This is a genomic window from Desulfobacter sp. (assembly GCA_028768525.1).
In the GTDB taxonomy this organism is placed as follows: domain Bacteria; phylum Desulfobacterota; class Desulfobacteria; order Desulfobacterales; family Desulfobacteraceae; genus Desulfobacter.
In genome coordinates, this window is sequence record CP054837.1 from 4,890,017 (window position 1) to 4,914,247 (window position 24,231).

General features: G+C 53.6%; 21 protein-coding genes. 14 read left to right on the top strand and 7 right to left on the bottom strand.

All coding sequences use genetic code 11. The annotated features are described in order from the left end of the window. Positions 1-34 precede the first annotated feature (34 nt). The 6 genes from HUN04_21545 to HUN04_21570 all read left to right on the top strand — a co-directional run bounded on the left by HUN04_21545 (position 35) and on the right by HUN04_21570 (position 7,610). A complete protein-coding gene (locus tag HUN04_21545; protein WDP92161.1) occupies positions 35-1,000 on the top strand; it encodes an ABC transporter permease in 966 nt (321 codons plus the stop codon). Between the two features lie 12 nt (positions 1,001-1,012). After that, positions 1,013-1,900: an ABC transporter permease gene (locus HUN04_21550; GenBank protein WDP92162.1), complete on the top strand. Its 888-nt coding sequence runs from the start codon at positions 1,013-1,015 to the stop codon at positions 1,898-1,900. Positions 1,901-1,914: 14 nt separating this feature from the next. Continuing rightward, entirely contained in the window at positions 1,915-3,057 is a 1,143-nt protein-coding gene (locus HUN04_21555; GenBank protein ID WDP92163.1) for a M20 family metallopeptidase, read from the top strand. A gap of 207 nt (positions 3,058-3,264) precedes the next feature. Then, positions 3,265-6,075, top strand: coding sequence for a PAS domain S-box protein (locus HUN04_21560; protein WDP92164.1), 2,811 nt, complete (start codon positions 3,265-3,267; stop codon positions 6,073-6,075). After that, a complete protein-coding gene (locus tag HUN04_21565; GenBank protein WDP92165.1) occupies positions 6,072-6,860 on the top strand; it encodes a TatD family hydrolase in 789 nt (262 codons plus the stop codon). Before HUN04_21560 ends, HUN04_21565 begins: the two co-directional genes overlap by 4 nt. Positions 6,861-6,872: 12 nt before the next feature. Continuing rightward, a complete protein-coding gene (locus tag HUN04_21570) occupies positions 6,873-7,610 on the top strand; it encodes a tRNA threonylcarbamoyladenosine dehydratase (protein WDP92166.1) in 738 nt (245 codons plus the stop codon). 65 nt (positions 7,611-7,675) lie between these two features. On the opposite strand, the gene HUN04_21575 is transcribed toward HUN04_21570, so the two are convergent. From HUN04_21575 to HUN04_21590, 4 genes are all read right to left on the bottom strand, one after another. Further along, positions 7,676-8,008, bottom strand: coding sequence for a DUF2845 domain-containing protein (locus HUN04_21575; protein ID WDP92167.1), 333 nt, complete (start codon positions 8,006-8,008; stop codon positions 7,676-7,678). A gap of 152 nt (positions 8,009-8,160) precedes the next feature. After that, entirely contained in the window at positions 8,161-10,215 is a 2,055-nt protein-coding gene (locus HUN04_21580) for a HAMP domain-containing protein (GenBank protein ID WDP92168.1), read from the bottom strand. Positions 10,216-10,389: 174 nt separating this feature from the next. After that, positions 10,390-11,109 carry a peroxiredoxin gene (locus tag HUN04_21585; protein ID WDP92169.1) on the bottom strand — a complete coding sequence of 240 codons (720 nt, stop codon included), beginning with the start codon at positions 11,107-11,109 and terminating at the stop codon, positions 10,390-10,392. Positions 11,110-11,483: 374 nt separating this feature from the next. Then, positions 11,484-13,244: a long-chain fatty acid--CoA ligase gene (locus HUN04_21590; protein ID WDP92170.1), complete on the bottom strand. Its 1,761-nt coding sequence runs from the start codon at positions 13,242-13,244 to the stop codon at positions 11,484-11,486. A 202-nt stretch (positions 13,245-13,446) separates the two neighbouring features. On the opposite strand from HUN04_21590, the gene HUN04_21595 reads away from it, so the two are divergent. Both HUN04_21595 and nadB read left to right on the top strand, forming a co-directional pair. Beyond that, a complete protein-coding gene (locus tag HUN04_21595) occupies positions 13,447-14,058 on the top strand; it encodes a TIGR04211 family SH3 domain-containing protein (GenBank protein WDP92171.1) in 612 nt (203 codons plus the stop codon). 30 nt (positions 14,059-14,088) lie between these two features. After that, the gene (nadB, locus tag HUN04_21600) at positions 14,089-15,705 is read left to right on the top strand and encodes an L-aspartate oxidase (GenBank protein ID WDP92172.1); all 1,617 of its coding nucleotides are present in this window, start codon (positions 14,089-14,091) and stop codon (positions 15,703-15,705) included. An 84-nt stretch (positions 15,706-15,789) separates the two neighbouring features. Here nadB and HUN04_21605 read toward each other — a convergent pair whose 3' ends face one another. Both HUN04_21605 and ubiE read right to left on the bottom strand, forming a co-directional pair. Beyond that, positions 15,790-16,455, bottom strand: a complete 666-nt coding sequence (locus HUN04_21605) for a small multi-drug export protein (GenBank protein WDP92173.1) — start codon at positions 16,453-16,455, stop codon at positions 15,790-15,792. A 182-nt stretch (positions 16,456-16,637) separates the two neighbouring features. Beyond that, positions 16,638-17,342: a bifunctional demethylmenaquinone methyltransferase/2-methoxy-6-polyprenyl-1,4-benzoquinol methylase UbiE gene (gene ubiE, locus HUN04_21610; GenBank protein ID WDP92174.1), complete on the bottom strand. Its 705-nt coding sequence runs from the start codon at positions 17,340-17,342 to the stop codon at positions 16,638-16,640. A gap of 130 nt (positions 17,343-17,472) precedes the next feature. On the opposite strand from ubiE, the gene dnaJ reads away from it, so the two are divergent. Both dnaJ and queD read left to right on the top strand, forming a co-directional pair. Continuing rightward, positions 17,473-18,579, top strand: a complete 1,107-nt coding sequence (dnaJ, locus tag HUN04_21615) for a molecular chaperone DnaJ (GenBank protein WDP92175.1) — start codon at positions 17,473-17,475, stop codon at positions 18,577-18,579. Between the two features lie 36 nt (positions 18,580-18,615). Next, a complete protein-coding gene (gene queD / locus HUN04_21620) occupies positions 18,616-19,002 on the top strand; it encodes a 6-carboxytetrahydropterin synthase QueD (GenBank protein ID WDP92176.1) in 387 nt (128 codons plus the stop codon). 81 nt (positions 19,003-19,083) lie between these two features. On the opposite strand, the gene HUN04_21625 is transcribed toward queD, so the two are convergent. Continuing rightward, entirely contained in the window at positions 19,084-20,460 is a 1,377-nt protein-coding gene (locus HUN04_21625; protein WDP92177.1) for an FAD-dependent oxidoreductase, read from the bottom strand. 262 nt (positions 20,461-20,722) lie between these two features. On the opposite strand from HUN04_21625, the gene HUN04_21630 reads away from it, so the two are divergent. The 4 genes from HUN04_21630 (at position 20,723) to HUN04_21645 (ending at position 24,125) form a co-directional block, all read left to right on the top strand. After that, the gene (locus HUN04_21630; GenBank protein ID WDP92178.1) at positions 20,723-21,589 is read left to right on the top strand and encodes a TIGR02285 family protein; all 867 of its coding nucleotides are present in this window, start codon (positions 20,723-20,725) and stop codon (positions 21,587-21,589) included. Positions 21,590-21,603: 14 nt separating this feature from the next. Continuing rightward, the gene (locus HUN04_21635; protein WDP92179.1) at positions 21,604-22,716 is read left to right on the top strand and encodes a bacteriohemerythrin; all 1,113 of its coding nucleotides are present in this window, start codon (positions 21,604-21,606) and stop codon (positions 22,714-22,716) included. A gap of 357 nt (positions 22,717-23,073) precedes the next feature. Further along, on the top strand, positions 23,074-23,682 hold the full coding sequence (locus tag HUN04_21640) for a methyltransferase domain-containing protein (protein ID WDP92180.1): 609 nt from the start codon (positions 23,074-23,076) through the stop codon (positions 23,680-23,682). Continuing rightward, on the top strand, positions 23,679-24,125 hold the full coding sequence (locus tag HUN04_21645; GenBank protein WDP92181.1) for a DUF3795 domain-containing protein: 447 nt from the start codon (positions 23,679-23,681) through the stop codon (positions 24,123-24,125). The genes HUN04_21640 and HUN04_21645 overlap by 4 nt, the downstream gene beginning before the upstream one ends. Positions 24,126-24,231: the final 106 nt, after the last annotated feature.

A 24,231-nucleotide genomic window follows, 5' to 3' on the forward strand; every position in this document is an offset into this window, starting at 1 on the left:
CCCCGGCAACCGCCGGGGCCCCTCCAATGAACCCATGGCCAGATATATATTTCAAAGATTGGTGCAGGGCGTTGTGGTCCTGCTGGCGGTCTCCTTTATCTGCTTTCTCATCTTCAGGTTCACCGGAGACCCGGTGCTTATGCTGGCAGGCAAATACGCCACCCAGCAGGAACGGGAACAGGTCAGGGTCGCCTACGGCCTGGACAAGCCCTTTTATGTCCAGTACGCCAATTTCCTGGGCAATGCCCTTAAGGGGAATTTCGGCAAATCCTATGTCTCCCAGGTGGATGCCATGGACACCATCCTGGAGCGGTTTCCCGCCACCTTTGAACTGGCCCTGTCGGCCATTACCCTTTCCTTTGTCATCGGCGTGGCCCTGGGGGTGGTGGTATCACTGCGTCCGGGCTCGGCCCTCTCCCGGTTTATCATGGCAGGTTCCTTGGGCGGGATTTCCGTGCCCACCTTTTTGATGGGAATCATCTGGGTGATGGTCTTTGCGGTCTATCTGGAATGGCTGCCCCCCTTCGGCCGGGGGGATACGGTGCAGATCGGGCCGTGGCGCACCGGGTTCCTCACCTGGGACGGGATCAAACATTTGATCATGCCGGCCCTGACCCTCTCGGGATACCAGCTTGCCGTGCTGCTGAGACTGACCCGGGCCGGTATGAGGGAGGTCCTCAGCGAAGAATACATCAAGACCGCCTGGGCCAAGGGGCTGTCCCCCTTTAAGGTGATTGTCAAGCATGCCCTGCGCAACGTGCTCATTCCCGTGGTGACCATTGCCGGCCTCTCCTTCGGGGAACTCATCGCCTTTTCCATTGTCACGGAATCCATTTTCCAGTGGCCGGGCATGGGCAGTCTGCTTCTGGTTTCCATCTTCGAGACCGACCACCCCGTGATCGTTACCTATATCATGCTGGCCGCCTTTATCATTCTTTCCATCAATATCCTGGTGGACCTGCTCTACGGGTGGCTGAACCCAAGGATTCAATATGATTAAGGAGAGCCGGCAATGCTGAAACAATTAGAAGAAAATCCATTTATCTATTCCTTTTTAAGGGATCCGTCGGCCCTCTTCGGGGCGGCCCTGATCCTGGTATTCGCCTTTTGTGCCGTTTTTGCCCCCTGGCTGTCTCCCATGGACCCCTATGACCTGACGTCCATTGACCTTGGCAATTTTTTACTGCCCCCGGGCTGGATGGAAGGGGGGAGCATCTCCTTTCCCCTGGGCACCGATGACCAGGGCCGCGGCATCCTTTCCACCATCCTCTACGGACTGCGCACCTCCCTTATGGTCGGGTTTACCGTGGTCATCGTCTCCTCCATTTCAGGGATTGTTCTGGGCATGGTGGGCGGATACTACGGCGGGGTGCTGGACGCCTTTATCATGCGGTGCGCGGATACGGTTTTTTCATTTTCCACCACCCTGCTGGCCATCCTGCTGCTGGGGGTGTTTGAGAGCCGGAATATCTGGACCGTGGTATTTGCCATCTGCATTGCCGGATGGGTGAAATACGCCCGGACCATCCGGGGCTCGGTGCTGGAGGTCAAGGAAAATGCCTATGTCACGGCGGCAGGCGCCTCGGGGGCAGGGGATTTCAGAATCCTTTTCCGCCACATTCTGCCCAATGTGCTTCCCCCGGTGTTTGTGCTCATGGCCGTGGATCTGGCCGTGGTGATCATGCTGGAATCCACCTTAAGCTTTCTGGGGGTGGGGGTGCCCATCACCCAACCCTCCCTGGGCATGATGATCTCCATCGGAAAGAACTATATTTATGCGGGCATGTGGTGGATGGTTCTGTTTCCCGGAATGACCCTGATACTTCTGGTGGTGGCTATCAACCTTTTTTCAGACTGGCTCAGGGATGAAATGAATCCCAAACTGGCCCGGCAAAACTAAATAAGAAATTTGTTATGAAAGATTATATTGCTTCCCGTTGCGACACCTTTGTTAATGACCTGAAAACCATTGTAAACCAGGACTCCAGTTCCGGAAATTCCGAGGGCATTGCCCAGGTGGCCCGGTTTTTTGAAGCCCGGTTTTCCAAACTGGGCATGGCCTGTGAAATCAGTTTTGAAGGGGAGGGAAAAGTCCCCTGCTTCAAGGCCGAGTCCCTTCCTGGCAAAACCCCCTACGATCTCATGTGCCTGGGCCATATGGATACGGTATTCCCGGAAGGGGAGGCTGCCATCCGGCCCTTTACCCAGGACGGGAAGCGGGGGTACGGCCCGGGGGTCTGCGATATGAAAGGCGGGCTGCTGGTGGTCCTCCATGCCATGGAAGCCCTCCACCACCAGGGGCTGCTGGACAAACTTTCGGTCTGCGTGGCCTTTAACGGTGACGAGGAAACCGGTTCAGACAACTCCCGGCCCTGGATTGAGGCCAATGCGGCCCAAAGCCGCCGGGTCATGGTTTTTGAGCCCTGCCGCCCCGGATACAACATGGTCCGCCGCCGCAAGGGAGGGGGATGGTTCCATGTGACGGCCAGGGGCTGTTCCGCCCATGCCGGCGCCGATCCGGAAAAGGGGGTCAATGCCGTGGTGGAACTGGCCCATCAGATCACACGGATCAATACCCTGAACGACCCGGTAAAAGGGACATCCGCCCAGGTGACCGTCGTCCGGGGAGGAGATAAGGTTAATATCATCCCGGATGAGGCCCGGGCGTCGGTGGATGTCCGGATATCAAAAATTGAAGCGCGCGAGACGGTTGAAAACTTTTTTAAGGAATTGAGTGCAACCCCCCACCTTCCCGGTGCCATTATAGAGATCTCCGGCGGCATTGACCGCCCCCCCATGGAGACCGGCCCAGGTGCCGATGCGCTTTTTGATGAAATCCGGGCATGTGCTGAGAAACTCGGAATTACCCCCGGCGGCATTTCAACGGGCGGCTGTTCCGACGGCAATTTCACCGCAGCCGGAGGCACCCCTACCGTGGACGGCATGGGGCTGGTGGGGGCCAACTCCCATAGGGAAGACGAGTATGTGGAATTGGAGAGCATCACCCCCATGGTCAGCCTGCTGGCCGGTATCTGCCACAGCCTTCTTCCCAAATAGCGCGGGCTCGGAAAACGCCCCTCCCCGTGTTGCCGGATTATTCAAAAAGACAGCAATAAGAAAACCGGGCCCGCCGGTTTCTCCTCTCTTCTGATTTATCATTCGGGTGGGGCCTGATTGCCTTTGCATTGGGCTTTGTTTTCATGTATCCTGGTGTCCATTGTGATTACAATTTCTTAACATCGACGCTCTTTTAAGGATATCAGAATGCCCAATCAACCCAGGATTTCGCTGCTGACGCTATTGCTGCCGGTTTTTTTCTGGGTGTCATCCCCCGGGGCGCTTTGGGCCAAATTTTCCCCTTTGAAGGTCGGGGTGTTCCAGAATAAACCCATTGTCTATTACGATACGTCACCTAAAGGGCTCTTTGTGGAGGTCATGGATTATGCGGCCCAAAAGGAGGGGCTGGACATTACCTATGTTACCTGCGAGTTCAAGCAATGCCTGGCCATGCTCAAGTCAGGAGAGCTGGATCTGATGCCCTCCCTGGGCCACGGGCCCGGGCGAATGAAATCGTTTATTTATTCCAGGGAACCCGTCTGGACATTCTGGGGGACGGTATATGCCAATGACCAAGGGATCAATACCATTTTCGACCTCAAGGGAAAAATCGTGGGGGGACGGAGGAAAAACAGGATAACAGCCGGGCTGAAGGACTTGACCGAAAAGTTTAAAATCCCGGTGGTATTTGTGGAATTCGACAATTATGAGGAAGCGTTCACGGCACTGAAAAAAAACAGCCTTGATGCGGTGGCTGCCAACAATTCCTATACCTTTACCCAGATTGAAGGTAAAACCCAATTTCATAAAACCGGCATTGTCTTTGATCCCTTTTCCGCCTATTTCGCAGCACCCAGGAACGGGGGGGATCCCGGGCTGCTGGATAAGATAGACCGCCATGTCAGGCAGTTGCGAGAACAGCCCGTCTCATTGTTCACCCGGTTCAACGACCGCTGGTTCGGTGCGGTCAATCCCTTCTGGACCACCCCCCGGGTCCTGGGAACAATCGGCGGGTCCGCCCTGCTGATGATTCTTGCCATGACGGCCTGGCGGTTCATAACCATGGCCAGGGTCAACAGCCGCCTGAGGTCTATTATTACTAAACAGAAAAATACCGAGGCCCGGTTAAAAAGCAGCCAACGGCGGTTCAGGAATATTTTTGAAAATCCCCATTCGGTGATGCTGATCATTGAATGGGGAAGCGGCGATATCATTGATGCCAATCCTGCTGCCGCCCAATTTTACGGCTGGACCCGTGAAGAACTGCGGAAGATGAATATCAATCGCATCAACACCCTGGACAGGGAGGAAATACGCCGGACCATGTACGAGGCAAAGGCCCAGGAACGGAACTTTTTTTCTTTCAGGCACCGGTTGAAAAACGGCAGTGTCCGGGATGTGGAGGTCCACAGCGGCCCCATCGAAGTGGACGGGCGCCGGGTCCTGTTTTCCATTATCCATGATGTTAGTGACCGGCAGCGCATGGCCAAACGGCTCAAGGAGAGTGACGCCCGCATGATCCCCCTGTTTCAAAAGGCGGCGGATGCCATCTTTGTCAGCCGCATGGACGGGCGGCTGATTCAGGTTAATGAACAGGCCTGCAGGGCCACAGGCTATAGTGAAAGTGAACTGCTGGCCATGAATGTCACACAGGTGGATTTCAACCACAATCACCCGGATAGGCTCAGGGAATTTGTCTCCGGAATCGAATTGGGGAAGATGGTTATTCTTGAATCTGAACATGTCCGCAAGGACGGTTCTGTTTTTCCTGTGGAGATTACCATTAATATGCTTGATATCCCGGGCGGCCCTTTTGTCATGGGGATAGCCAGGGATATCACGGCCAGAAAGACAGCAGAGGCCGAGATCAGGGAAATGGAGGCCCGGATCCGCCAGTCCAGGAAAATGGAATCCATAGGCAGCCTGGCCGGGGGCATTGCCCATGATTTTAATAATCTGCTTTTCCCCATTGTGGGGCGCGCGGAAATGCTCATGGACGATCTGCCGGCCGGCAGTCAGGAACGTGAATCCGCCAGGGAGATCCTGTCCGCAGGCATGCGGGCCCGGGATCTTGTCCGGCGGATCCTCTCCTTCAGCCGCCAGGACGACTTTCGGGTGAAAGTGATTGATTTCAGGCTTGTGCTGGAAGAGGTGCTTTCCCTTGTCCGGTCCACCCTCCCGGCCGATATTGATCTGCGGGAAGATATCTCTTCCGGTGCCTTCAGGGTGGCTTCCGACCCCTCACGCCTGCACCAGGTGGCCATGAACCTGGTGACCAACGCCATTCATGCCATTGACAAGGACGGGGGGCTTATCAAGGTGGCACTGGGCCGGCCGGCCCCCGGGCTGGTTCCGGAAACGGGGAGGATCCAGGGGGAGGTTGTGGCCTTCAGGGTATCAGACAACGGCAGGGGCATCCCCCCGGATATGATGGACAAGATATTTGACCCCTATTTTTCCACCAGGGAAAGGGGACGGGGCACCGGGCTTGGCCTTTCAGTGGTCTACGGTATCGTCAGGGATCTGAACGGTGATATAAAGGTCCGCAGCCAAGTGGAAAAGGGCTCTGAATTTACGGTTTATCTTCCCCTGGCCGGTGAAAACGGCATCCGGGAGGGACGGCAAACAGGCCCCCGGCCCGGAGGGGGAATGGAACGGATTCTGCTGGTTGACGACGAACCTTCCATCGCCGCCCTCGAGGCCCAGGTCCTGGAGCGGCTGGGGTACCGGGTAGCGGCGGAAACGGACAGCAGGGCCGCCCTGGCCGCTTTTGAAAAAGATCCCCAGGGCTATGACCTGCTGATCACGGACATGACCATGCCGGGATTGACCGGGGGGCGGCTGGCACGGTCCGTCATGGAGATCCGTACGGGAATGCCGGTGATCATCTGTACCGGGTTCAGTGAAAAACTGAGCCGGGATGCCGCAGAAAAGATGGGCGTGAAAGCCTACCTCATGAAACCGGTCATCGGGTCGGAGCTGGCACAGGCCGTCCGCAGGGTATTGGACGGAATATGAGATTCATGGATGTACATACCCATCTCCACGATCCCAGGATCAGGGCGGATGTCTCCGGGATTATCAACCGGGCAAAGGCGGCCGGCGTTGGACTGATGGCCACCTGTGCCACCATGGAGGAGAATTTTGAGGAGACCGCCAGGCTGGCCAGGGAAAATGAATCTGTGCTTCCTTGTTTCGGTGTCCACCCCTGGTTTCTGGACACACTCTCCAAGGGGTGGGCCCAGAACCTGGGCACCCGCCTTGAGGCCATGCCTTCGGCAGTTGGGGAGACCGGCCTGGATTTCATGGGCCGGGGGGCGGATAGGGATTTGCAACTGGCGGTTTTCAACGCCCATCTCGCCCTGGCACGGGACTTGAACCGCCCCGTCAACATACATATCCGGAAAGCCTGGGATCCCCTGATACATATCCTTAAAAAGGACGGCCCCTTTGGCGCCGGAGGCCTCATCCATTCCTTTTCCGGCTCCTGCGAGCTGGCACGGGTCCTGGAAAAATACAACCTTTACATCTCTTTTTCCGGCGCCGTGACCCGGCCCAATGCAAAAAAGACCATAGCGGCGCTCAAGGGTGTTTCCTTGGATCGTATTCTCTTTGAAACGGACACCCCGGATATCTATCCAAGCTTTGAAGGGGTTGAACAGCCCTCAGCCCACCTGAACCAGCCCGCCAATCTGCCCGGCATCGTGGAAATAGCTGCCCAAAGGCGGAAATTGGGGTTTGAAGAACTGGCCGATTGGGGGTATAGTAACGCCCTTAATCTGTTTAACCCCATTATGCAATGAGGATGGAAAGTCGTGGATCAGTTTTCCCGGATAGAACAATTGCTGGGCAGGGATGCCCTGAAAAAAATAAAAGGGGCACGGGTGGCCGTATTCGGACTGGGGGCGGTCGGGTCCTTTACCGTCGAGGCCCTGGCACGGTCGGGGGTGGGGTATATGCGCCTGGTGGATTTCGACCGGGTGGATCCCACCAACATCAACCGCCAGCTCTATGCCCTCAATTCAACCGTGGGCCAGGAAAAGGCCCTGCTTGCAAAGGAACGGGTAAAAGACATCAATCCGGCATCCTGTGTTGAAATCCATTCCTCTTTTGTTAATGCGGACAGCCTGGCCGGGCTGCTGAGCGATGACCTGGACCTGGTGGTGGACGCCATTGACGGGCTTAATTCCAAGGTCAACCTCATTGTGGGAGCCAGGGAAATGGGCCTGGGCATCGTATCTTCCATGGGGGCTGCCGGCCGTACAGACATTACCATGATCCGCACCGGTGACCTTTTTGAAACCTCCATCTGCCCCTTGGCCAGAATGGTCCGCCGCCGCCTGCGCCGCCGGGGGGTGGAAAGCGGGGTTCCCTGCGTATATTCCATTGAACCTCCCCTGAACAAGCAGCCTTATAATGAAGAAGATGCTGTGGACGCCCTGGACGGCCACGGCCGACCCCGGCCGCCCATCGGCACCGTTGCCTGGGTGCCCGGCTCATTCGGCCTGGCCCTTGCCGGTATGGCGGTCCGCATGTTAACCCGGGATGGGTAGTCCCCCGTCACGGGGCATTGCCGGGCCCATCCCCTTTCCGGTGAAATGGCTGCTGGCAGAGGGATTTAGTTGCACCTGCTCCAGGCGCCTATATCCGTCAGAACACCATCTTCAAAGGTCAGCGGGTAGCAATAATTGTTGCCCCTTTCTTTGATGCGGACGGACCAGAGATCAATTTTTTTTTCTGTTTTGATTGTGTTGTCCTCTGCGTCTTCAACTGTCTTTAAATAGGCGTCTTTATCCAGAATCTGGCCGCAGGATTGAATTTTGGCCGCAACCACGGATTTTGTGTTGCCCGTCGAAATAATGTCATTGCCGCAGCGAATGCCCGCGAATAAGGGGGCGTGATTAAAGATGAAAAAGAGTGAGACTATCAGAATTGATGATTTTCGAAGCATTTATTCCTCCCGGAACATAAAACAGAACATAATATTGGCCGTCAGGCCGGTTTCCCAGCCGTATTCTACAGTTGATCAATTGTTTGTCAAGGGGAGAAAAAACACCGGGCCGCCAATGCAGTTGCCGCGGCCCGGTGTTGATAGGGCGGGGATTAGATTTTAAAGGTTGAGAGAAGCTCCTTCAGCCTGCCGGAAAGCTTTGAGAGGCCGCCGGCATTGTCGTTGACCTTGGTGCTGTCCGTGGAAATTCTCCCTGCCAGGGTATTGACCTGGGCGATGTCAGCGGCGATTTCAGTGGAGGCCGATGAAATCTGGGCCATGTTTTCCCCGACTTCGGCCACGCCGGTGGAGGCGTTGCCGATATTGCCGGAGATTTCCTGGGTGGCAATGGACTGCTCTTCCACGGCCGAGGCGATGGTGGTCACAATGTCGTTGACATCTTCAATGACCCGGGCAACCTCGGTGATTTCAGATACCGACCCTTTGGCAGAGGTCTGAATCCCGTCGATTTTAGCCTTGATGTCATTGGTGGCTTCTGCGGTCTGGCGGGCCAGATCCTTGATTTCAGAGGCAACAACGGCAAAGCCCTTGCCCGCTTCCCCGGCCCGTGCCGCTTCAATGGTGGCGTTCAGGGCCAGCAAATTGGTCTGCTCTGAAATATCATTGATGGTGTCCGTGACCTTGCCGATTTCCTGGGCGGCCTGGCCCAGTTCGGTCATACGGCTGGACGCGGTCTGGGTCTTGGATACGGCATCCCCGGCAATGGATCTCGCCCGTTCCGAGTTCCCGGCGATTTCATTGATGGTGGAGGTCATCTCCTCTGTGGCCGACGCCACCATGGTGATGTTGGCCGATGCTTCCTCCATGGCTGCCGCCACAGAGGTGATATTGGTGTTCATCTGCTCGGTGGCCGCGGCAACGGACTGGGATTTTTCCGAGGTGTCCCCGGCGCCGCTTGCCAGCCCCTGGGCCAGCCCGGCCAGGTCGTTGGAGGACTGGTCTACATCCTGTGCATTGCCTGAGATGGTGGTGAGCAGGGATTGGAGTTTATCCATGAAAAGGTTGAATGCCCTTGCCAGGTCCCCGATTTCATCCTTTGATTGGGCCTCCAGGCGTTTGGTGGTATCCCCTTCGCCCTGGGCAATGTCGTTGAGACCGTCCACCACCTGGTTCACCGGCCGGACGATAACGGCGCCGGCAATGTAATAAATGGCCCCGAAAAGCACAACCATGGTAATCAGGCCGATGATGATGGAGATATTCCGAAGGGAGCGGGCCTGGGCCATGACCTCGTCTATGGGGACGCCCACGGACATATGCCAGGATTTCCCGGTCCTGCCCAGTTCGATGGGCAGAAATATGGTCTGAAGCTTTTGGTGGCTGACCTTGCTGGTAAAGGTTTCCGTAATTTCCTCTCCCCTTGACAGGGCGGAGACGGTGGCCGGGGAGAGATAATCTTTTATATTTTTCCCCGTTACATCTTTATTGGGATGGGCGGCAAATTTCCCGGTATCCGTGATCAACGCTCCGTAACCGGTCTCATAGGCCTTGATTTCGGAAATCAGTTCCTGCATTTTTTCCATGGAAAAATCGGCGCCGACAAGCCCCAGAAATTTTCCGTTGACCATGACGGGAGCACAGGCGGAGACCACAGTGACCGGCTTACCGCCGATTTCGTAGGTGGTGGGCTCGGTGACCAGTTCTTTTCCAGTGGCCCTGGGGTAGGTGTAGTAGCCGGTGGTGGTGCCGTCTTCATATTCCACACAGGCTTCGATGTGAAGTCCGCCCACCCGGTTCCAATAGGCAATGTAACGGCCGGTGTCGTCGTGGGCCTGGGTGCCTTTGAATTCCTCGTCCCTGCCGTCCAGGGCATTGGGTTCCCAGACCGTCCACAGCCCCATGAGTTCGGGGTTGCCCTCAAGAACGTTTTTCAGCATCTGGTTGAGTTCCGCTCTTCCGGGCATATTGCCGTGGTGTTTGAAGCCGGCCAGGGCCAGGGCGGTATTGCGGGCCGTATCCAGGGCCGTATCCATTTGAATCTGGATCTGGTTCCTGAATTTTTCCGTCATGATAAAGGTTTTTTCCAGGGCCTGTGCCTTGGTTGCCTTAAAGGTATTGATGGTGATCACAGAAATGGAGATCGCCAGGGAGATGAAAAGCAGGCTGCAAACGGAGAGCAGCAGTTTTCCTCGTAATCCCAGTTTCATTTTATCCTCCGATAATTAAATAGTTACAACAGTCAAAACGCTGTACGATTTATAAAATCGGCAATATTAAACTTATGGCCGGATAAAATCAATAGACGTTTTTTGTTATTCTGGCAAAAAACGGAACCGGGAATTCCCGGTTCCGTTTCAGCAAGGCGGTGTTATTGATATCTATCAGTCAAAAGCCATGTCAACGGTCCATTCTTTCCAGACATTGCCCACCAGATCGGGGCCGGGTTTTAATGTCTTTTTGCCCGGTTTCCAGCCTGATGGTGTGGCCTGTGCCCCCTTTGACTCACGGACCAGCTGGAAGGCCTGGACCTGGCGCAGGGTTTCATTGACATTCCGGCCCACGGGCGGGGTCAGGACCTCATAGCCCTGGACGATACCGTCGGGGTCGATAATAAAACGCCCCCGGGTCTCCACGCCGGCGTCCTCGTCGTAAACCCCGTATATTTCACCGATGCGGCCGCCGGCATCGGAGAGCATGGGGAAGGGGACGCCGCCGTCCACCATCTTGGACAGCTCTTTGTCGTCCCACATCTTATGGACGAACATGGAATCAATGCTCATGGAAAGCAATTGGACGCCTAATTTTTCGAACTCAGGGTTTTTTTCAGCAACTGCTGAAATTTCAGTGGCTCAGACAAAGGTGAAATCGCCGGGATAAAAGCAGAGCAGTACCCATTTCCCCAGGTAGTCTGAAAGAGTCACATTGATAAAATTTCCTTTCTGATATCCGGCTGCCGTGAAATCCGGTGCTTTTTTTCCGACTCTGATCATGGATGTTTTCTCCTTTTCCTGACGGTCGATTTGAGGTGTTTCTTCTTGGCTTTTTTCTTCCACAGGGCCGCCTGTGGGCCGGGTGCACCCAGCATCAACTTCTTCAGCCATAGGTCCTCCTTTGGGTTAGTGGTGGAACCGATATTCTCCGTTGCGATTACATCAGGGCCACCTCTAATAATCGTCTTTTGTTTCGATTTCTTCGTTGCAGGAAAATTTCAACCCTCGAAATATTCAATATATTCCTCCGGTTAAAATTCTTTTTGCGCCTTGAACTCAAACCAAAATCCTGATTATTAGAGATACCCATCAGGATGCATCGGGGTAAAAGAAAAAAATTATGGTTTAATAATACAGAATCTTATCTATATTTTTAAAGTAGAGGATAAAAAAAATCAATGCAAATTGCGGAAATGTATCGGGATTAACAATGGGGAGCCGCCCTGCCCGGAGCGGGCAGGGCGGCGTTGACGAAAATCGGGTGTCTAATTTGCGGTTTCTTCGTCCCGGAGTACCCGGCGAAGTACCTTGCCGATGTTGGATACCGGGATTTCCTCCCTGAACTCAATGGTTCTGGGGCGTTTGTACCCGGCCATGTTTTCTTTACAAAAAGCTGAAATTTCTTCTTCCGTGGCGGTTTCACCCTCTTTGAGTTTGATGAAGGCCTTGACGGTTTCGCCGCTTTTGGGATGGGGAACGCCCACAACGGCGCAGAGTTCCACCTTGGGGTGGGTGTAGAGGATATCTTCAACGTCCCTGGGATAAACATTAAACCCGCCCACGATGATCATATCCTTTTTCCGGTCCGTGATGAGGATGTATCCATCTTCGTCAATGTGGCCGATGTCGCCGGTTAAAAAGTAACGTTTTCCGTCATGGGTGACGAAAACCTCTTCATTGGCATCGGGCCGCTGCCAGTAGCCTTTCATGATCTGGGGACCGCAGGCCGCCACTTCCCCGTCCTCTCCCCGGGGCAGTTCTTTTGTCGGGTCTTCAATGTCCAGTATTTTTACATGGGTGCCGGGAATGGGGAAACCGATGGACCCGATTTTCCGTTGTTCTTTATTGGTGGGATTGGCCGTGACCACCGGGGAGGTTTCCGTCAGGCCGTAGCCCTCGAAAATAACCGCTCCTGTTTTTTCTTCAAACTGCCGGCAGACTTCCGGCGGCAGGGGGGCGCCCCCTGAAAAACAGGCCATCAGGGAAGATAAATCGTAATCATCCACCAGGGGATGGTTGGTAAAGGCCACGAAAATGGTGGGCACCGCCGGCATCAGGGTGGGCTTGTAGTTCTGGACGGCCTTGAGTACTTCTGTAAACGGAGGATTGCCGGCCCTGGGATCGGGGACGCACACCAGGCGGCTGCCCGTGCCCACCGCCGAAAGCAGGGCCGTGGTAATACCGAAACTGTGGTACCAGGGCAGAACCCCCAGAAATGTGTGGAATCCGCCTTTATATGCTTTTTCCAGTGGCTTGCCTTCGCCGTGGCGTGCCCTGAGATACTCCAGCAGGGCTGTGACATCGTAGCTGAAATTGGTGTGGGTGAGTTCGGCCCCCTTGGGAACCCCGGTGGTGCCCCCGGTGTAGAGCATGATGGCGGTATCCTCCACGGGGTTGATCTCCACCTGTGGCGGTTCCGGCCGTGATCCGGCCACCATATCATCGTACATGATATGGCCGGGCTGGTGGGCGGCGGCCTTGGGGATTTTGCCCAGAATCCCGCCGAGAAAGGCTTTGAATTTTGGCAGGTAGCTTTTGATATTGCAGATCACCACCTCTTTCACCCCTGTCCCCTCGATGGCCTTGACCGTGTTGGGATAAAATTGAGGGTGGTCCATGCAGAAAACGATTTTTGACTGGGAGTCCTTCAATTGGTGGTTGAGTTCGGTGGGTGTGTAAATGGGGTTGCAGTTCACGGCCACGGCCCCGGCCTTGAGGATGCCGAAAAGAATTTCCGGGAAATGGGGCAGGTTGGGCAGAAAAATGGCCACCTTGTCCCCTTTGGCAATCCCCCTTTGGGAGAGGAAGTAGGCAATGCGGTCGGCGGTGTCCTTTACCTGGGCATAGGTTTTGGAGGCCCCGTTAAATACGGTGAACACCTTGTCCGGGTAATCCGTTGCCGAATCGTCCAGCAGTTTAAAGATGGGGAAATTGTAATCCTCAGTCATGGTGGGGGATACACCGTCCGGCCATTGGTCGGTTTCCCAGGCGGTTTGGGGTTGATTCACTTGATCCGATTGATTCATGGGGCCTCCTTTTCTTCAGGTTGTCGGGATAAACTTCAGAAATACGAAACGCCGTTTAATAGTCTATATCTCGGATTTCTATTGTTTGGAAGTGTTTTTTTTACGGACGCTTTTGCCTGTTTCATCTTGATATTGGACCTCTCCGGTGATAATGGATAGTAATTTTAAAGATGAATAAAGGGAAGTTAATCGGGAAATTAGGATGAGACTGAAATATTTGATTCTGATCGGGTTGATTGTATTGGGACTGGCAATGCCGCTGCAGGCGAAAACCATTTATGTCCGGGGGGTGACCAAAATCACCATGCGCACAGGCCCGGGCACGAGCAATAAAATTGTGGCCATGCTGCTGTCAGGGACCAAGCTTGAGATCATTGAATACCAGAAGGACTGGTCACAGGTGGTGACCGATGACGGCAAAACCGGATGGGTGCTCACCCGGTTCCTCACCGAAGAGGTGCCCAGGGCCCTTGTGGTCAAACAACTGAAAGCGGAGAACCAGCGCCTTGAGACCGCCCTTGAAGAGGCCCGTGAAACGGGCCGGGATCTGGAAACAAAAAATCAGACCCTCACTGGCATCGAAAAAAAATACAGGGCACTTCAGAAGGCTTCTGCGGATTATCTGAAACTGGATGCCGAGCATAAAGAACTGCTTAAAACATCGGAAGCCCAGAAAACCCAGATCCAGGACCTGCAGCAAAGCCTTAACGATGAGGAAAAACTCTGGTTTCTTTCCGGGGCCGGGGTGTTCATCGTGGGGCTGATTCTGGGGCTGAGCACCCGGAAGAAAAAGAACAGTTCCCTTTTGTCCTAATCCGTTTATTTTTTTGAGAGACGCCGAAATATGATTAAAACCGACTTTTTGGTGATCGGCAGCGGTATTGCCGGTTTAAGCTATGCCCTCAAGGTTGCCGAACACGGCAGTGTCAGCATTGTAACCAAGAAAAAAATCCAAAAGACCAATACGGCCCTGGCCCAGGGCGGGGTGGCCTCGGTATTCGGCAAGACCGATTCCTTTGACCTCCATGTGGAGGATACCCTCAAGGCCGGGGACGGTTTGTGCACCGAAGAGGTGGTGCGCATGGTGGTTGAAAACGGGCCGGACCGGATGCGGGAACTGGTGGATCTGGGGGCCCGGTTCAATATGGAGGGCAAGGGAAAATATGAATTTTCCCTGGGCCGGGAAGGGGGGCACTCCCAAAAACGGATCATCCATGCCCATGACCTTACCGGCAAAGAGATTGAGGACGCCCTTATTGCACAAGTCGAGGCCCATGAAAATATCACCATCCTGGAAAACCATATTGCGGTGAACCTGATCACCTTTTCAACCAGCATCAGAAGCGGGCTGGTCAGGACCCAGCATGAAAATATCTGCTGCGGGGCCTATGTGCTGGACAACGATACCGGGAAAGTCGAAACCTTTTACGCCGGCATCACCCTTTTGGCCACGGGCGGGGCATCCAAGGTTTACCTGTATACCTCAAATCCGGATATCGCCACCGGGGACGGCATTGCCATGGCCTACAGGGCCGGCGCCTCAGTCGCCAATATGGAATTTGTCCAGTTTCATCCCACCTGCCTCTACCATCCCGAGGCCAAGAACTTTCTGGTTTCCGAGGCGGTCCGGGGGGAAGGGGCCTATCTCATTGACGAGAAGGGCCGGCGTTTCATGGAAGACTATTCCCCGGACAAGGAGCTTGCCTGCAGAGACGTGGTGGCCCGGGCCATTGACAATGAACTGAAGAAAACAGGTGCCGATTCCGTATACCTGGACATCACCCACAAGGATGCGGATTTTATCCGGAAACGCTTCCCCAATATCCACGGCAAATGCCTGGAGTTCGGCATCGATATCACCAAACAGCCCATTCCGGTGGTGCCGGCGGCCCACTATATGTGCGGAGGGGTGGCCACGGACCTCAACGGCCGTACCGACGTCCAGCGCCTCTATGCCGTGGGTGAAACCGCCTGTACCGGACTTCACGGGGCCAACCGCCTGGCTTCCAATTCCCTGCTGGAAGCCCTGGTCTACGCCCATAATGCCAGCCGGGCCTCGGTGGAGGAATTCAGGAATATCGGCAACAAGGTTACCGTTACCCTGGATCCCTGGGACGAGACCAATACCCTGGACAGCGACGAAGCCATTGTGGTGACCCACAACTGGGATGAGATCCGGCGGCTCATGTGGAACTACGTGGGCATTGTGCGGTCGGACAAGCGGCTGATCCGGGCCCAGCGCCGCATTGAAAATATCCAGCAGGAAATTGATGCGTATTACTGGGACTTTAAAATCACCTCCGACCTCATTGAACTGCGCAACCTGGCCACGGTGGCGGAACTGATCATTAAATCCGCCCTCATGCGCAAGGAAAGCCGGGGGCTGCACTACAACCTCTGGTATCCGGAACGGGATGATGTAAACTGTCTGCAGCAGACCATTCTCCAAAAGCAGTTTTAAGTTTTCGTTAAAACAAAAAAAGGCTTCCTGACCGCTGGGGCGGGGGAAGCCTTTTGTTTTTTTATGCCTTGGGGGACTGTGGGGTTATTGGTCCGGGTGTTCCTTTGTCAGGGATTCTATGAACCGTTTGATGGGTTTGAGATAGGGGATGATGATCAGCACACAGATGACGGCAAAAATATACTGGACCATCTGGAAGCGCTGCTCCAGAAATTCAAATCCGTAGCACCAGATCACCGTGGCCGAGAGTGTCCCCAGGGCGGTGGCTGTGAAATTGCTGACCAGCCGCATCCTGAGCATGTATCCGATGATGGAGCCGATGACCGGGCCGGTAACCGGCAGGGGGGCCATGACAAAGCTGAAAATACCGATCCAGCCCCAGCGTTCAATCTTATCCTTTTTCTCCAGGGCCTTGCCCGCCAGCCGTCCCATGAACCGGTTTATCCATTCCACCCTCAGGTAGTTGGTGGTACTCAGGACAAATCCGCTGTAGGTGAAACAGACGATCAGGATTTCCACAAAGAAATTATAGCCGATGGTCGCGGCCGGGCTGAATCCGTTAAGGATGCACAGGCCGATGCCCCCGGCCCGGCTGCCCACGAAATGGGCCAGCAGTACCAGGACAAAGACTTTTGCAGTGTCGATGTCCACCACCGCATAAATCCCTGTGAGCAGAATAAAAACGGCAGCAAGGAAAAGCCCGAGTATCAGGAGTCTGCCCTCCACCGTATGAAAAAGCGTATGTTTCATATCTTAGTCATTGTATTCATTGTTTATTTTTGGCAAGGAGGTTATAGGGTAAGCCGGCCTGCTTGTCAAGACAGTCCCCTTGGGCCAAAAGTATCAAAATTATCTTGTCCCCCGGCACCTGGTGGTTTTCCGCAGCAGGGGGCGCGAGGGGGATGGTGGATATTTACTTTTTTATTACAAATTCATCGGGGTTTGGTCCCCACAAAGAGGGTGACAATGCCCAGGGTCATTGGCTTGAACCGGATGCCTGAAAAACCGGCGGATTTCATGATGCTGCAGAATGTGGGGGCGTCTGGGAATTTCAGTACCGATGCCGGCAGATAGGTATAGGCATTGTTATGCTTTGAAAACATGGAGCCGACCAGGGGGAGGACTTTTTGGAAATATCCCAGGTAGATTTTTCTGAAGATTCCCCGCTCAGGCGTGGTCAACTCCAGTACCACCAGGCGGCCCCCGGGTTTCAGCGTCCTGTAAAATTCTTTAAGGGCCCGTTTCCGGTCCATGATGTTCCGGATGCCGAAGGCAATAAAACCAGCATCAAAAAGGCTGTCTTTCAGGGGAAGGTTCAGTCCGTCCCCGTTAATCAGTTTTATGGTGCCATTGTTTTGGGCGGCCAGCTTTTCCCGGCCCAGTTCCAGCATGCCCAAGGAAAAATCCAGACCGATAATGCCCGCTTTGTCCTTCAATTGTCTGGATATTTCCAGCCCCACATCACAGGTGCCGCAGGCCACATCCAGGGCCCTGGCACCTTTTTCAAGCTTCGCCGCCCTTGCCATTTCCCTGCGCCACATCACATCCTGCCGCATGCTCAGCAGCCGGTTTAGAAAATCGTATTTAGGGGCAATTTTGTCAAACATTTCTTTGACAAAATCCAGTTCTTCATTCATCGTTGACAACCTGAGAATCTGAGTTATTTTATGTTACTTTATAACACCTCTGTTAAAAGCAGGGTGAAAAACTATCATACAACAGGCATAAACACAATTATAAACGAGCTGGAATACAAGCGGAAAAGAAATGAGTGACAAACGCGATTATTACGAGGTGCTGGGGGTTGACCGGGATGCGGATAAAGCCGTACTGAAAAAAGCCTACCGGAAGCTGGCCATCAAGTACCATCCCGATAAAAATCCGGACAACAAGGAAGCTGAGGATAAATTCAAGGAGGCTTCAGAGGCCTACGAGGTCCTGACCGATGAAAACAAGCGGCAGATTTATGACCAATTCGGCCACCAGGGCCTGGAAGGGGCCGGCCATTCCGGACCCAGCGGGTTCGAGGATATCTTTTCAAGCTTCGGGGATATTTTTGAGGATTTTTTCGGTTTTGGCGGGGGCCGGGGCGGCCGGGGAGGCAACCGGGTGCAGCGGGGCTCGGACCTGCGGTACAATATGACCATCGACTTCATGGAAGCGGCCTTTGGCACTGAAAAAACCATTTCCATTCCAAAGCTGGCCACCTGCGACGACTGCGACGGGTCGGGGGCTGCCCCCGGTTCTTCTGCGGAAACCTGTTCCCACTGCCAGGGTACGGGCCAATTCATCCAGAGCCAGGGCTTTTTTAAGGTCAAAACCACCTGTCCCTACTGCAAGGGCAGGGGGACCATCATTCCCAATCCCTGTCCCAAATGCCGGGGCAACGGCCGAATGGAAATCACCCGCAAGGTCCAGGTCAAAATTCCGGCCGGCGTGGATGTGGGCTCCAAACTCCGCCTCAATGGTGAGGGCGAGGCCTCTCCTTCGCCCAACGGCCCTCCCGGGGATCTGTACGTGGTTATCAACGTTAAACCCCATAAGTTTTTCCAGCGGGACGGCACCGATATCATCTGTGCCATAGATATCTCTTTTATCCAGGCGGCCCTGGGGGATGAAATCACCGTGCCCACCCTGGTGGGCGAAGAAAAATTTGCCATTCCCAAAGGCACCCAGTACGGCGATTCTTTCCGGCTCAGGGGAGAGGGGATCGCCTCTTTGCGGTCCGGCAGGCGGGGGGACCAGATCATCAAGGTGATAATCAAAACCCCCACCAAGCTCAGCTCCAAGCAGAAAGAACTGCTGGAAGAGTTTGACCGGCTGGATTCCAACAAGATTTCCAACAAACTGAAAAATCTATTTAAGAACCTGTAACTTTATCCTGTAAAGAGAACAGGGTCAGGCGGATATATGTTTGAATTAAAGGTTAAAACCCGGTTTGCCGGCGCCCACCAGCTTGCCATGGTGGGGCAGAAATGTGAAAACCTCCACGGCCACAATTGGTACGTTGAGGTGCATGTGCGGGGAGACGCGCTGAATTCCGCAGGGGTACTGGCGGATTTCGGTGATATTAAACGGGCGGTCCGGGCCGTTGTGGACGGGGAGCTTGACCATAAATATCTTAACGAACTGCCCGCTTTCAACGGGGGGCAGCCCACCTCCGAGCGCATTGCCGTTTATATTGCCCAGCGGGTTCAGTCCATCCTGGATAAGGAATTGGAAGAGAAAGTCATTGTCTCACGGGTGATGGCCTGGGAGTCCGACGACGCCTGCGCCGTTTATTATCCCGAAGACTAGCGCCAACAGCAGAGACCAGACGCAAAAAAAGCCGTTAAAGTTCTGACTTTAACGGCTTTTTTTATTGTTGGGTACCGGCGGTTACTGGTTTTCGATAATCCGTTTGGCCGGAATCAGCCCGGTGGCAGCGGCGGATACAATGTTGCCGGCCACGCCCGGACCGTCCCCTGCCACATACATCCCCTGAATGGGGGTTTCCAGGAAGTTGTCCGTTTCCACCTGGGTGGCGAAGAATTTGATTTCCGGGGCATAAAGCAGGGTTTCATCGTTGGAAACCCCGGGTACCACCAGGTTCAGTCCTTCCAGGCCTTCGATGAGGTTGGACAGGATCCGTTCGGGCAGGGCCATGGCAATGTCCCCGGGAACCACGTTGGTCATGGTGGGTTCGATATAGCCCTTATTGATACGGTTCCAGGTGGAGCGCCGTCCCCGTTTCAGGTCGCCGAACCGCTGGAGGATGGGTTTGCCCCCGCCGATGATGGTGGCAAGGCGCCCTATGGATTCCCCGTAGGCCTGATTGTCGGTGACCGGTTCCGTGAGCACCACCTTGGAGAGGAATGCAAAGTTGGTGTTTGAGGATTTCTTGTCCGAATAGGCGTGGCCGTTTACGCAGACAAAATCCTTATAGTTTTCCAGGGCAACAAATCCGCCCTGGTTGGTGCAGAAGGTCCGGGTCTGGTCGTCATAGGTCTGGGTCTGGATGAAAAATGTGGGGTCGTAAATCACATTGCACAAATCATCCATGATGTCATTGTGCACTTCCACCCGGACGCCGACTTCAATGCCCCGCTGGCTTAGAGGAATGCCGTATTTCTGGGCCAGTGTAGAGACCCAGTTGGCACCGATCCGTCCCGGAGCCAGGATGACGTTGTCGGCTTTGTAGGTGTCTTTTTCCGTGACCACGCCCTGGATCCGGCCGTCCTTTTCGATGATATCCGTTACGTTTTCCTTGGTGCGGATTTCAAGACCCTTGGATTTGATATGTTCCGCCATGCCGGCGATATATCTGGGCAGATTATCTGAGCCCAGGTGCTTTTGCTTGATCAGGAGCAGGTCGATACCGAAGCGCTTGGCTTCTTTGCGGACGAGTTTGGCTTCCTGCATGTTTGTGGGGAAAACCTTGGCATCCATGCCGAACCGGGTGAAGATTTCTTCAGTCTCGTCGATGAGGGCCTGGGCCTGTCCCATGGGCATGAACTGGGTGAGGTCTGTTTTGCCCAGCCTGGGGATGAAATTAAGCTTGCCGTCGGAGTACAGCCCGGCGCCGCCGATACCGGAAAGAATGTTGCATGGGTCGCATTGGATGCATTTCTGGAGCCGGTTGTTGGGGCATTTGCGCTTTAAAGAGTCCTTGCCCTTTTCGATGAGCAGCACCTTGAGGTTGGAATGCTCTTTTAAATGGTAGGCCGCAAACAGCCCTGCGGGCCCGCCGCCCACGATAATCACATCATACGTCATAATTCACCTTGGTAAAAATAATATTGAATATTTGGTCAAATTTTACACAAACCTTCCATTTTTATAAGATTTGCCTGGAAAAGTCAATATCCTGTTTTGGTTTTTTTCAAGGGGACGGGGGCGGTTTATTTTTGTTGCATTCCCTGGCATGGTGGCGTTATTCTTTGAGAAACAGTTCACAAATCGGTATAGGGTATATTTTTTTAAAAAATTCGGTTATGGGCGAAATGCCGGAAAGCAGGCTGCTGTCCTGGGAGGTGCCATGAAAATTACAAAATTATTGGTCGGGATGGTCGTCCTTTGCCTCTGTTGCCCTTTTAACGGGTGGGGGAAGGACAAGATCACCTGGTTAATCAAGCACTGGCCTCCTTTTATGGTGCTGGACGACACCCGGCAGGTCATAACCGGCGGACAGAGGGGTATCCAATTAAAACTGCTTCAGCAGGCCCTTGTGGATTATGGACATATCAATGTGGAAATGCCTTGGAACAGGTTCTGGTACCTGGTGGAGAAAGAAGAAAAGGTATGCAATTGCATGTCCCTTAAAACCCGGGAGCGTGAAATGTTCGCCGCCTTTTCCATCCCCATCAGCATCGCCTTGCCCAATCAGATTATCATGAGAAGAGAGACGGCCCGGAAGCTTGGATTCCCCAAATCATTGTCCCTGGTTGAACTCATGAAGAATAGGCAGTTCACAGGCCGGTTGATCGCAAAGCGGTCTTATTCCATGGAGATTGATCAACTGCTGAAACAGTATGAAACCCAATCCAATATCACAAGGGAGTATATTGACGAACAGACCGTTTTGAAAATGCTGGCCAAAAAGCGGATGGATTATATCCTGGAATACCCCTTTGTGGTTACAAAAACGATTAACCGGGAGTTCCCCCAATTAAAAGGCCAGCTTGTGAACATTCCCATCAATGAGATTTCACCCTATTATTACGCCTATGTGGCGTGTCCCAAAAATGAGTGGGGCAATACCGTTATAATAAAAATTAATGAGGCACTGAAGCAGTTAAGGCCGACAAAAGCGTTTCGTGATGCACTGTCCCAGACATATGCCGGGGAAAATTTAAACACCGTGCTAAGGTATTACGATGCGTATTTAATTGGCGGTGAGAATTAAGGGGGGACGATGAAATGGAATCTTTCGTCTGGGGGGAACATTTTATCACCGGGCTTGGGGAGGTCGACAAGCAGCACCGGCATTTGATTGATGTTTTAAATCGTTTCGGCACCGCCCTGGCTGAAAATAAAGTTCTGGACGGGCATGTTAAACGCATTTTTGACGAGCTGGCAGACTATGCCTTATATCATTTCAAGGCTGAAGAACGGCTGATGGCTGAGATGAAGATGGATTCCCGGCACATCGTGCAGCACAGTGCCGAGCACAGTAATTTTGTGGGGGACGTCCAGGCGCTGATTCGGGAAATCACACCGGGAAACCCTGAAACCACCCAGGCCCTGCTTGCATTTCTGATCCAATGGGTGGCATACCATATTCTGGGGTCAGACCAGAAAACGGCCCGGCAGATTGCGCAGATCAAAAAGGGAAAGACCCCCCGGGAGGCTTTTCTGCTGGAGGAAAAAAGGGAACGGGCCCCCACCGAAGCCCTGCTGACGGCACTGAATAATCTCTATACCCAGGTCGCCCGCAGGAATAGGCAGCTCATAGAGTTTAATCTCTCCCTTGAGGAAAAAATTGCGGACCGGACCAGAGAACTGGTTGAGGCCAACCGGCATCTTGAGACCCTGGCCCTGACAGATACATTGACCGGGCTGGGCAACAGGCGCTTCGCCATGGATCAGCTGCAGCGGCTGTGGGAATCTGCCCGGGAAAAGGGCCGCCCCTTGAGCTGCATGATGATTGATGCAGATGAATTCAAGCCCATAAACGATAGATTCGGCCACGATGCCGGAGACATTGTCCTGGCCCGGCTGGCCAAGGAATTGGAGTATTCCGTCCGGAATGATGATTTGGTCTGCCGGCTGGGGGGCGACGAATTTTTTATTATCTGCGCCGATACATCCCTGAAGGGGGCAATGCACCTGGCCGAGGCGATCAGGGCCAATGTGGCCGCCCTCAGGGTGGCCGCCGGGGACGGCCAGTGGCGCGGCTCTGTCAGCATCGGCGTCGCCTGGAACCATCCCGAGTTAAAGCGGACGGACGAAATGATCAAGGCGGCGGACCAGGGGGTGTATATGGCCAAAGACAGCGGCCGGAACGCTGTTGAAACCGTTCAGGCCGATTAAGCCGGGTACCGGTAGCGCAGCAGGGGGCACCCTATTCCTCTACCGGTATTACTTTCCACTGATCATCGGATACGCACCCAATTATTTGAACAGCTCTTGTTTCAGTGCGCTGCTTCGCAATTGGAGAATAGAAAAAGAATATCGTTGCAATTTCCCCCCAGGCGATGTTTAATCTGAACCTCGTTATCGGGGATTTTTTTTTCAGGCGGCTTTGAACCAATCCCGGCTCAGCCGTATAAGGCATACTCATGATCCTTATTATGTCTATTATTGTTATTCTTATTGTTGGGATTTCCCACGGGGAGGTGGCCCCTTCTTGCAGGCCATGCTGTTTAAGATGCAAAGCGACGTTAAATTATGGATAAACCGTTTTGGGAAGATTCATACAAGCTTGATGATGTGGCGACATTTGGGATCTCGCCTAATCCGACCATTCAGGAAAGATGGCCCATGTTTGAGAAAAACGGGGCTGTCCTTGATGTGGGGTGCGGAGAAGGGAAAAACGCAATATTTTTAGCTTCAAAAGGGTTTGTTGTCGATGCCTTTGATATTTCCGGGGCAGGGATAGAAAAGCTGAATCGTCTGGCAGTGAAAAACCGTGTTAACGTATCTGCCTGGGTTCAGGATTTACGGGATTATTCTTTTAATAAAGACTATGATGTGATCACCTCCCATGGAACGCTTCATTTTGTCGCCGCACAAGACTGGAAAAAATTCATTTTAGAGGCCAAGGAAAAGACAAAAAGCCGCGGTATTCACATCATGCAGATCTTCACCAATAGAATTCCCGCTTCACCGGATATTGAGCCTTTTGTCAAAGGACTTGCAAATGAAGGTGAGCTGTTCAAATTATATGAGGATTGGGAAATCATCGAAACGAAATCATATATTTTTGAGGATGAACATCCCGGTGTGGAAACGCATTTTCATGCATCGAATAAAATCGTGGCAAGGAACCGAAAATGAAAAGAGAATTGAATGCGCCCTGTGGCCTGTATTGCGGTGTTTGCGGGGTATATGTCGCAAGCTGGGACAAGAACCGGAAACTGAAGGATAAACTCGCTGGGGCCTACAAGGTAAAACCGGAAGAAATTGAATGCAAGGGCTGCCTGTCCGATGAGAAGTTCGTTTACTGCCGGGTCTGTGGAATCAGGGCCTGTAGCACAGAAAAAGGTATTGATGGCTGCCATTCCTGTGATGAATTCCCATGCAGACAGATTCACGATTTCCCGATTCCTGCCGGCAAGGCGGAAATTTTACGTTCTGTTCCGGAGAGGAAAAAACTGGGGGATGCAAAATGGGCTGAAGCAGAAAGGCTGCGATATACCTGCCCCCATTGCAGCAGCAATCTGTTTCGGGGCGCTAAACGGTGCGGGAACTGCAAAAGAATGGTAAGCGATGCCGGATAACGGAAAAAAATGATAATGATGGCCCTCAAACGTAAAGGTGGCATTACCGGATAGGGGCTAAATGAAGTTACAGGCGAACGCCTGCGATCCGGGGTGGGACCTTATG

Bases quoted from the DNA above. Each gene is read 5' to 3' on its own strand.
- HUN04_21545 (WDP92161.1), top strand. From the start codon at position 35: ATGGCCAGATATATATTTCAAAGATTGGTGCAGGGCGTTGTGGTCCTG.
- HUN04_21550 (WDP92162.1), top strand. From the start codon at position 1,013: ATGCTGAAACAATTAGAAGAAAATCCATTTATCTATTCCTTTTTAAGG.
- HUN04_21555 (WDP92163.1), top strand. From the start codon at position 1,915: ATGAAAGATTATATTGCTTCCCGTTGCGACACCTTTGTTAATGACCTG.
- HUN04_21560 (WDP92164.1), top strand. From the start codon at position 3,265: ATGCCCAATCAACCCAGGATTTCGCTGCTGACGCTATTGCTGCCGGTT.
- HUN04_21565 (WDP92165.1), top strand. From the start codon at position 6,072: ATGAGATTCATGGATGTACATACCCATCTCCACGATCCCAGGATCAGG.
- HUN04_21575 (WDP92167.1), bottom strand. From the start codon at position 8,008: ATGCTTCGAAAATCATCAATTCTGATAGTCTCACTCTTTTTCATCTTT.
- HUN04_21580 (WDP92168.1), bottom strand. From the start codon at position 10,215: ATGAAACTGGGATTACGAGGAAAACTGCTGCTCTCCGTTTGCAGCCTG.
- HUN04_21590 (WDP92170.1), bottom strand. From the start codon at position 13,244: ATGAATCAATCGGATCAAGTGAATCAACCCCAAACCGCCTGGGAAACC.
- HUN04_21595 (WDP92171.1), top strand. From the start codon at position 13,447: ATGAGACTGAAATATTTGATTCTGATCGGGTTGATTGTATTGGGACTG.
- nadB (WDP92172.1), top strand. From the start codon at position 14,089: ATGATTAAAACCGACTTTTTGGTGATCGGCAGCGGTATTGCCGGTTTA.
- HUN04_21605 (WDP92173.1), bottom strand. From the start codon at position 16,455: ATGAAACATACGCTTTTTCATACGGTGGAGGGCAGACTCCTGATACTC.
- ubiE (WDP92174.1), bottom strand. From the start codon at position 17,342: ATGAATGAAGAACTGGATTTTGTCAAAGAAATGTTTGACAAAATTGCC.
- dnaJ (WDP92175.1), top strand. From the start codon at position 17,473: ATGAGTGACAAACGCGATTATTACGAGGTGCTGGGGGTTGACCGGGAT.
- queD (WDP92176.1), top strand. From the start codon at position 18,616: ATGTTTGAATTAAAGGTTAAAACCCGGTTTGCCGGCGCCCACCAGCTT.
- HUN04_21625 (WDP92177.1), bottom strand. From the start codon at position 20,460: ATGACGTATGATGTGATTATCGTGGGCGGCGGGCCCGCAGGGCTGTTT.
- HUN04_21630 (WDP92178.1), top strand. From the start codon at position 20,723: ATGAAAATTACAAAATTATTGGTCGGGATGGTCGTCCTTTGCCTCTGT.
- HUN04_21635 (WDP92179.1), top strand. From the start codon at position 21,604: ATGGAATCTTTCGTCTGGGGGGAACATTTTATCACCGGGCTTGGGGAG.
- HUN04_21640 (WDP92180.1), top strand. From the start codon at position 23,074: ATGGATAAACCGTTTTGGGAAGATTCATACAAGCTTGATGATGTGGCG.
- HUN04_21645 (WDP92181.1), top strand. From the start codon at position 23,679: ATGAAAAGAGAATTGAATGCGCCCTGTGGCCTGTATTGCGGTGTTTGC.